The 8,243-nt window shown below is 70.8% G+C and carries 9 protein-coding genes; all 9 read left to right on the top strand.

The features are described from left to right. Positions 1–139 precede the first annotated feature (139 nt). Complete coding sequence (locus tag ACFQS1_RS30590) at positions 140–841, top strand: class I SAM-dependent DNA methyltransferase (RefSeq protein ID WP_378975099.1); 702 nt, start codon at positions 140–142, stop codon at positions 839–841. A gap of 81 nt (positions 842–922) precedes the next feature. Beyond that, positions 923–2,227, top strand: coding sequence for an extracellular solute-binding protein (locus ACFQS1_RS30585; RefSeq protein WP_378975097.1), 1,305 nt, complete (start codon positions 923–925; stop codon positions 2,225–2,227). Between the two features lie 13 nt (positions 2,228–2,240). Next, a complete protein-coding gene (locus tag ACFQS1_RS30580; protein WP_378975095.1) occupies positions 2,241–3,173 on the top strand; it encodes a carbohydrate ABC transporter permease in 933 nt (310 codons plus the stop codon). Next, a complete protein-coding gene (locus tag ACFQS1_RS30575; protein ID WP_378975093.1) occupies positions 3,173–4,009 on the top strand; it encodes a carbohydrate ABC transporter permease in 837 nt (278 codons plus the stop codon). Before ACFQS1_RS30580 ends, ACFQS1_RS30575 begins: the two co-directional genes overlap by 1 nt. 10 nt (positions 4,010–4,019) lie before the next feature. Beyond that, positions 4,020–5,264: an ABC transporter ATP-binding protein gene (locus ACFQS1_RS30570; protein WP_378975091.1), complete on the top strand. Its 1,245-nt coding sequence runs from the start codon at positions 4,020–4,022 to the stop codon at positions 5,262–5,264. Positions 5,265–5,365: 101 nt separating this feature from the next. Beyond that, positions 5,366–5,605: a hypothetical protein gene (locus ACFQS1_RS30565; RefSeq protein ID WP_378975089.1), complete on the top strand. Its 240-nt coding sequence runs from the start codon at positions 5,366–5,368 to the stop codon at positions 5,603–5,605. A 69-nt stretch (positions 5,606–5,674) separates the two neighbouring features. Further along, complete coding sequence (locus ACFQS1_RS30560; protein WP_378975087.1) at positions 5,675–6,337, top strand: hypothetical protein; 663 nt, start codon at positions 5,675–5,677, stop codon at positions 6,335–6,337. Then, on the top strand, positions 6,334–6,969 hold the full coding sequence (locus ACFQS1_RS30555; protein WP_378975085.1) for a nucleoside/nucleotide kinase family protein: 636 nt from the start codon (positions 6,334–6,336) through the stop codon (positions 6,967–6,969). The genes ACFQS1_RS30560 and ACFQS1_RS30555 overlap by 4 nt, the downstream gene beginning before the upstream one ends. Before the next feature lie 16 nt (positions 6,970–6,985). Further along, positions 6,986–8,164 (top strand): metallophosphoesterase, encoded by a 1,179-nt coding sequence (locus ACFQS1_RS30550; RefSeq protein ID WP_378975083.1) that lies wholly within the window; start codon positions 6,986–6,988, stop codon positions 8,162–8,164. The last annotated feature ends 79 nt before the right edge of the window (positions 8,165–8,243 follow it).

Here is an 8,243-nt window from a genome sequence, read left to right as displayed (position 1 = left end):
GGCCCGCCACGTCGGCGCCGCCGTGTGCGGCCGCGGCGTCGAGCACGCCTGGCGGGCCGGCGGCGCGCTCGCCGCGATGGCGGCCGCGGGCGCCGGCGCGCTGGTGCGCCGGTGACCGCCGGCCGATAACCTCGGACGGGTGTTCTCGCCCCACGGCCCGTCCCTGCGCGAGCTGACCGTTCAGGCATTGTCGTCGGTCGAGCGCGGCTACGACCTGCTGGCCCCGAAGTTCGACGACACGCCGTTCCGCACCCCGGATGCGATTCTGGAGGCGACCGCCGCCGCGCTGCCCGGCCGGTTCGGCCGCGGCCTCGACGTGTGCTGCGGCACCGGTGCCGGCCTCACGGTGCTCGAGGCGGTGTGCGACCGGCCGGTCACCGGCGTCGATTTCAGCGCCGGCATGCTCGCCCGGGCCCGGGCGGACCACCCGGGCGCGACGCTGGTCCGCGCCGATGTGCGGGCCCTGCCCTTCGCCGGCGAGTTCGATCTGGCGGTGACCTTCGGGGCGCTCGGGCACTTCCTGCCGGCCGAGCGGCCCGCCGTCTTCGAAGGCGTCCACCGGGCGCTGCGGCCCGGCGGTCTCTTCGCCTTCCCGGTCGGCGCGCCGCCGCCGGTCACATCGGTCGCGCACTGGGCCGCCCTCGGGTTCGACCTGGCCATGCGCGTCCGCAACGCGGTGTGGCGGCCGCCGTTCGTGATGTACTACCGCACCACCTCGCTGCCCGCGCTCAGCGTCGACCTGATGGCGGCGGGCTTCAGCGTGCGCACCGCCGCCCTCGGCCTGCCGGGGCGCTGGCAGCTCGTCCTCGCCCGGAAGGACACGTTCATTCGCGCGGGATGATGACGCATCGCATCGACGGGATCACATTGAGAGACCGTCCGGATGCCGGGACGACGACGATGCGTCCTTGGAGGTGTGCCTGTGCTCAGCGGACACTCCATCACCCGCCGCCGGCTGGCCGCCCTCGCGGCCCTGACGCTGACGGCCTCGATGCTCTGCGCGTGCGGCGAGGACAGCGGCCCGCCCACGCTCACCTGGTACATCAACCCGGACAACGGGGGCCAGGGGCGGCTGGCCGCGCAGTGCGCCGGTGCCTCGGACGGCGCCTACCAGGTCGACGTGCAGGTGCTCCCGAACGACGCCTCCCAGCAGCGTGAGCAACTGGTGCGCCGGCTCGCGGCCAAGGACAGCTCGATCGACGTGATGAGCCTCGATCCGCCGTTCGTGGCCGAGTTCGCGAACGCCGGCTTCCTGCGGCCGTTCGACCAGGCCGACGAGGCCGCGCTGACCGACGGCGTGCTCAAGGGACCACTGGAGACCACCTCCTGGAAGGACCGGCTGGTCGCGGCGCCGTTCTGGGCCAACACCCAGCTGCTCTGGTACCGCAAGTCGGTCGCGCGGGCGGCCAACGTCGATCCCACCTCCGACTCCTTCACCTGGGACGACATGATCAAGGCCGCCGACGGCCAGCAGAAGGTCATCGGCGTGCAGGCCAACCGGTACGAGGGCTACATGGTCTGGATCAACGCGCTGGTGGTGTCGGCCGGCGGCGAGATCGTCACGAACGTCGAAGCCGGCAAGGACGCCAAGCCCGCGATCAACTCGCCGGCCGGCGACGAGGCCGCCCGCATCATCGGCGATCTCGCGCGGTCCCCGGCGGCGCCGCCCGCGATGTCCAACGCCGGCGAGGAGGAGGCGCGCTCCGCGTTCCAGAGCCCGGCCGGCGGCTTCATGGTCAACTGGCCGTACGTGTACAGCGCCGCCAAGGACGACGTGAAGGGCGGCGGCATCGCGCAGTCCGTGGTCGACGACATCGGCTGGGCGCGGTACCCGCGGGTCCGGGCAGACGCGGCGAGCCGGCCCCCGCTGGGCGGCATCAATCTCGCGATCGGCAACTTCACCAGGTACCCGCGGCAGGCCCTGGACCTGGTCAAGTGCGTGACCTCGCTGCCGAACAACATCGCCTACATGCTCGACGCCGGCAACCCGGCCGCCAAGAGCGCCGCGTACGACGACCCGAAGGTGCGCGAGGCGTTCCCGATGGCCGACGTGATCCGGCAGTCGATCAACGACGCCGGCCCGCGCCCGGTCACGCCGTACTACAACGACGTCTCCACCTCGGTGCAGATCACCTGGCACCCGCCGCAGGACGTCCGCGCCCCGCAGACGCCCCGGGAGACCGCGAGCTTCATGTCCGACGTCCTGCAGGGCAGGCGACTCCTGTGAGAGGAGCACCCCGATGACGATGACCGAGGAGCGGGTCGCCGCGCCCGCGCCGCAACCCGCCGAGGTCTCCGACCGCGCGCGGCACGAGCGGCGGCTCGGCCTGTCCCTGTCCGCGCCGGCGTTCCTGGTCATGGTGTTCGTGACCGCCTACCCGCTGATCTACGCGGTGGTGCTGTCGCTGTACAACTACCGGCTGACCGACCCGGCCGGCCGCACGTTCATCGGCCTGCGCAACTACGTCACCGTGCTGACCGACCCGGTCTGGTGGACCGACTTCTCCACCACGCTGATCATCACGGTGGCCAGCGTGGCGGTCGAGCTGGTGCTCGGCTTCGCGTTCGCCTTCGTGATGTACCGGATCATCCGCGGCCGGTCCTGGGTGCGCACCGGCATCCTCATCCCGTACGGCATCGTCACGGTCGTCTCCGCGTACATCTGGCGGTACGCGTTCCAGCTCGACTCCGGATTCGTCAACCAGTGGCTCAACCTCGGCGCCTTCAACTTCTTCGGGGAGCGCTGGTCGTCGCTGTTCGTCATCACGCTCTCGGAGATCTGGAAGACCACCCCGTTCATCTCGCTGCTGCTGCTGGCCGGCCTGGTGCAGGTGCCGGAGGAGATGCAGGAGGCGGCCAAGGTCGACGGCGCCACCGCGTGGCAGCGGCTCAAGCGGGTGACGCTGCCGAACATGAAGGCCGCCATCATGGTGGCGCTGCTGTTCCGCACGCTCGACGCGTGGCGGATCTTCGACAACCCGTTCGTCATGACGGTCGGCGCGAACAAGACCGAGACGCTGTCGTTCCTCGCCTACCGGCAGAACGTCACCCTGGTGAACCTGGGCACCGGCTCCGCGGTCTCGGTGCTGCTGTTCCTCACCGTCGTGGTGATCGCGTTCATCTTCGTCAAAGGCTTCAAGACCGACCTGTCGCAGGTGCGAGGTGATCGGTGATGGCGGCCGACCGCAAGGTCAGCAACTGGTGGACCGTCTGGGGCGTGCTGATCCTGGTCTGGGCGCTGTTCCCGCTGCTGTGGATGGTGTCGCTGTCGTTCAAGGATCCGGACACGTTCCGCAGCGCCGAGCCGACGTTCTTCCCCAAGGACTGGGTCTGGGACAACTACAAGACCGTCTTCACCGACACGTTGTTCACCAGCGCGCTGCGCAACTCCGTCGGCATCGCGCTGATCGCGACGGGCCTGGCGGTCGTCATCGCCATGTTCGCGGCGTACGCGATCGCCCGGCTGGACTTCCCGGGCAAGAAGCTGCTGCTGTCGATGGCCCTGGCGATCGCCATGTTCCCGCAGGCGGCGCTGGTCGGCCCGCTGTTCAACATGTGGCGCAACCTCGGCATCTACGACACCTGGCTCGGCCTGATCATCCCGTACCTGACGTTCGCGCTGCCGCTGTCGATCTGGACCATGTCGGCGTTCTTCCGGCAGATCCCGTGGGAGATGGAGCAGGCCGCCCAGGTCGACGGCGCCACCGCCTGGCAGTCGTTCCGCAAGGTGATCGTCCCGCTGGCGGCGCCGGGCGTGTTCACCACCGCGATCCTGACCTTCTTCTTCTGCTGGAACGAGTTCCTGCTGGCCATCTCGCTGACTTCGACCGACCGGGCCCGGACGGTGCCGGCCGCCCTGTCGTTCTTCACCGGCGCCTCGCAGTTCCAGTCGCCGATCACGTACATCATGGCCGCCTCCGTGGTGGTGACCATTCCCGTGGTGATCCTGGTGCTGGTCTTCCAGCGCCGGATCATGGCCGGCCTCACCGCCGGCGCGGTCAAGGGCTAGGAGATTTCGGATGGCCGCGATCAGCATGAGAAACATCGTCAAGCGCTACGGCGACGGTTACCAGGCCGTGGACAACGTCAGCCTGGATATCGCCGACGGCGAGTTCGTCATCCTCGTCGGGCCGTCGGGGTGCGGGAAGTCGACGCTGCTCCGCATGATCGTCGGCCTCGAGGACATCACCTCGGGCGACATGCTCATCGGGGGCGAGCGGGTGAACCAGAAGGCGCCCCGCGACCGCAACCTCGCCATGGTGTTCCAGAACTACGCGCTCTACCCGCACCTGAGCGTCTACGAGAACATCGCGTTCCCGCTGCGGCTCAAGAAGGTGCCCGACGCCGAGGTCAAGGAGCGGGTGACCGAGGCCGCGAACCTGCTGCAGCTGACCGAGCACCTGGACCGCAAGCCCGCCCACCTCTCCGGCGGGCAGCGCCAGCGGGTGGCGATGGGGCGGGCGATCGTACGGCAGGCCGACGCGTTCCTGTTCGACGAGCCGCTGTCCAACCTGGACGCGAAGCTGCGCGGCCAGATGCGCACCGAGATCGCCCGCATGCAGAAGCAGCTGGGCACCACGACCGTGTACGTCACCCACGACCAGACCGAGGCGATGACGCTCGGCGACCGCATCGCCGTGCTGCGCCGGGGCGTCCTGCAGCAGGTCGGCAGCGCCCGGCAGCTGTACGAGGAGCCCGCGAACCTGTTCGTGGCGGGCTTCATCGGCTCGCCGCCGATGAACTTCGTGCCGGGCCGGGTCCACGACGGCCGGATCGAAACGCCGTTCGGCGAGGTGGACGCCACCGGGGAACGGCTGAGCAAGGTCGGCGACCGCGATCTGGTCATCCTGGGCCTGCGCCCGGAGCACTTCGAGGACGTGCGCCTGGTGCCGGCCGACAAGCGGGCCCGCGGCCGCACCTTCACCGCCGAGGTCGACGTCACCGAATGGCTGGGGCACGAGCTTTACGCGTACGTGCCGTACGAGTCGCCGCCGGAGGTGACCAAGCAGCTCGAGGAGCTGGAGCGCGAGCTGGACAGCGAGCAGATGCGCACCCAGCTCGTCGTGGCGCTCGACGCGTCCAGCCGGATCCGGTCCGGCGCCCCGGCCGAGCTGTGGTTCGACCCCGAGCGGATGCACGTCTTCGACGCGGCGAGCGGCGAGAACCTCACCCGCGACCCGGACCGCGTCTTCGAGACCGACGAGCCGGCCGCGGCCGAGATCCCGGTCCCGCGCCACTCGGCCGAGGAACAGACGAAGTCCTGACATCAGGGTTAAATCCCTTTTGTGGATCTACCGAAAGTCGTAGCCGGGATCCGGCTGGGGGCCGAAGCGGCCGGCGGCCCCCGACCGGCAGGCTGACCGCCATGCTCATCGATCCGTTCCGACTGGCCGAGGCGGGAACGGCGGCTGCGGCCGTGCTCGGGGTGGCCCTGCTGCCGGCCGCCTGGCACGCGCTCGACCCCGCTCTCGCCACGGTGCTCGCGGCGGCCTGGATGATGCTCACCTCTGGCGTCTACGCGTTACACGCAGTAACCTTCGACTGCTTCCGGCTTACAGGTCAGCACCGCAGAAGGATTTTTTCGTTCACTCGCAGTGAGGAGTGAACCGTCCTCCGGCCCCGCTCGTAATCCCGGTCATAAGTTGGCTCTTCAACCACCGGGAGCGGACCGAAGATGTTTCGCCTGATCCACCTGCACGCCGACAACGGCGTCCCCCGCATCGGCGTCGAGGCCGATGGCTACGTCAGCGCCCGCACCGCGCTCGCCCATTACCGCAGCCGGCCGTCGGCCTACTTCGGGGTCGGCCGCTTCGACCACGAGGGCACGCTCGCCGAGATCATCCTGGATCGGCTCTGCGGCCCGCTCGGCGACTGCCCCCGCCCCGCCTCCGTCGTGCACGCCCAGACCTATCAGCGACTGTGCGCGACCTGCTCGCTCGGCCTCGAGGTGCTCACCGTCCCCGAGCTCACCCGGCTGCTCGGCATCGCCTGCCGCCTCGCGCCCGTGCTGGCCCGCTCCGGCCGCCACGCCCGCCTCGAGATGGCCTCGCCGGCCGGCAACCGGATCGCCCGCGAGTTCGCCGCGCACGTGCACGACCCGATCTGGCGGATGGAGCTCTGCACCGAGCTGGACCGCGATCCGGGCTCGATCAACGGGCTGCTGATCGGGGTCGGCGCGCTGACCCACCGGGACGTGCTCGACCTGTATCCGCGGCTGCGCACCCTCGCCGACGAGCTGCCGCCCGGCGTACGCGAGGAATTGGCCCGGGCGACCGCGCGCCCGCTCTCCCCGGCCGGCGTCGCCGGCCTGCGCCTGGGATTAAGTTTGCCCGCATGAGCTTCAGCTTCGACGCGCTCGTGGAGCGAGCGCGCGGCCTGGTGCGCGACGGCCGCCGGGCCGTCCTCGGCATCGCCGGCGCGCCCGCGTCCGGCAAGACCACCCTCGCCGAGGAGCTGGCCGCCGCGCTGGATCACGTCGCGCACGTGCCGATGGACGGGTTCCACCTGGCCGACGTCGAGCTCACCCGCCTGGGCCTGCTCGAACGCAAGGGCGCCCCGGAGACGTTCGACTCGCTGGGGTACGCGGCGCTGCTCCGCCGGCTGCTCGAGGACGAGGACGACATCATCTACGCGCCCGGCTTCGAGCGGGTCATCGAGCAGCCGATCGCCGGCGCCATCCCGATCGGGCGGGACGCCCGGCTGATCATCACCGAGGGCAACTACCTGCTGCTCTGGGACAACCTGCGGCCACTGCTGACCGAGGTCTGGTACGCCGACCTCGACCAGGACACCCGCCTCGAGCGGCTGATCGCCCGGCATGTGCGCTTCGGCAAGCCCGAGCCGGCCGCGATCGCGTGGGCCACCGGCACCGACGAGCGCAACGCCGCGCTGATCGCCGCGACCCGTGACCGCGCCGATCTGATCATCCCGGCCGGCTTGATCCGCGGCATCGGCACCGCGCCGCGGTGAGTGGCATGCTTCATGCGTGCCAGTCGGTGAATCCGTCGAATCCCGCCCCCGCCGCCGCGCCTCCCGGGCCGTCCGTTTCGCGCTGATCATCGGCGCGATCCTGCTGCTGCTGTTCGGCGTGCCGTGGTGGACGCTGATCGCCTCCGGCAACGACTGGCCCACTCCCGTCCTGGTCACCGGCACGATCGTCGCCGCGCTCGCGCTGGTCCTCTTCCCGGTGCTGATGTTCGCCGGGCACGGCCGCCGCCACCACGACGTGCCCGCCAAGATCGCCGACGCCACGCTCGGCGTCGTCTGGGTCCTGTTCGTCTGGTCGATCGTCGGGCAGATCCTCACCGCGATCCTGTGGGCGGCCGGCGTCGGGGCACCGGCTCGCTACCGCATCGCCACCCTGGTGGTCACGGCGGTCGCCCTGGTCCTGCTCCTTTGGGGGTACGCCGAGGCGATGCGCGTCCCGCGGATCCGCCGGGCCGACGTCACCATCGATCGGCTGGGCCGGGGCCTCGACGGGCTGCGGCTGGTGCTGATCACCGACACCCACTACGGCCCGATCGACCGGGCCCGCTGGTCGCGCGGCGTGACGGCGGCGGTCAACGCGCTGCGGCCCGACATCGTGGCCCACACCGGCGACATCGCCGACGGCGAGGTCGCCCAGCGGCGCGAGCAGGCGGCCCCGCTCGCCGACATCGAGGCGTCGCTCGCCCGGGTGTACGTGACCGGCAACCACGAATACTTCAGCGGCGCGCAGCGTTGGGTGGAGCACATGGCCTCGCTCGGCTGGGAGGCCCTGCACAACCGCCACCTGGTGGTGACCCGCGACGGCGACTCCCTGGTGGTCGCGGGCGTCGACGACCGGACGGCGGCGGGATCCGGCGTACCCGGCCACCACGCCGACCACGAGGCGGCCCTGGCCGGCGCCGACCCGTCGCTGCCGGTCCTGCTGCTGGCCCACCAGCCGGCGCAGGTCGGCGGAGCGGTCGCGCACGGCGTCGACCTGCAGATCTCGGGACACACCCACGGCGGCCAGATCTGGCCGTTCCACTATCTGGTCCGCCTGGACCAGCCGGTCCTGCACGGGCTGTCGCGGCACGGCGATCGCACCCAGCTCTACACCAGCCGCGGCACCGGCTTCTGGGGTCCGCCGTTCCGGGTCTTCGCCCCCAGCGAGATCACCCTGCTGACCCTGCGCGCCTGAGGCCCCGGGCCGTAATTGCGTTGAACCCGCACCGCCGCTTACGGAGGATGGGTAGACCGCCTTCTCGCCGAAACAACGG

It is taken from the genome of Paractinoplanes rhizophilus, from assembly GCF_042664765.1.
In the GTDB taxonomy this organism is placed as follows: Bacteria; Actinomycetota; Actinomycetes; order Mycobacteriales; family Micromonosporaceae; genus Actinoplanes; species Actinoplanes rhizophilus.
This window is presented reverse-complemented; position numbering and strand designations above follow the sequence as displayed.

Bases quoted from the DNA above. Each gene is read 5' to 3' on its own strand.
- ACFQS1_RS30555 (WP_378975085.1), top strand. From the start codon at position 6,334: ATGAGCTTCAGCTTCGACGCGCTCGTGGAGCGAGCGCGCGGCCTGGTG.
- ACFQS1_RS30570 (WP_378975091.1), top strand. From the start codon at position 4,020: ATGGCCGCGATCAGCATGAGAAACATCGTCAAGCGCTACGGCGACGGT.
- ACFQS1_RS30560 (WP_378975087.1), top strand. From the start codon at position 5,675: ATGTTTCGCCTGATCCACCTGCACGCCGACAACGGCGTCCCCCGCATC.
- ACFQS1_RS30580 (WP_378975095.1), top strand. From the start codon at position 2,241: ATGACGATGACCGAGGAGCGGGTCGCCGCGCCCGCGCCGCAACCCGCC.
- ACFQS1_RS30565 (WP_378975089.1), top strand. From the start codon at position 5,366: ATGCTCATCGATCCGTTCCGACTGGCCGAGGCGGGAACGGCGGCTGCG.
- ACFQS1_RS30575 (WP_378975093.1), top strand. From the start codon at position 3,173: ATGGCGGCCGACCGCAAGGTCAGCAACTGGTGGACCGTCTGGGGCGTG.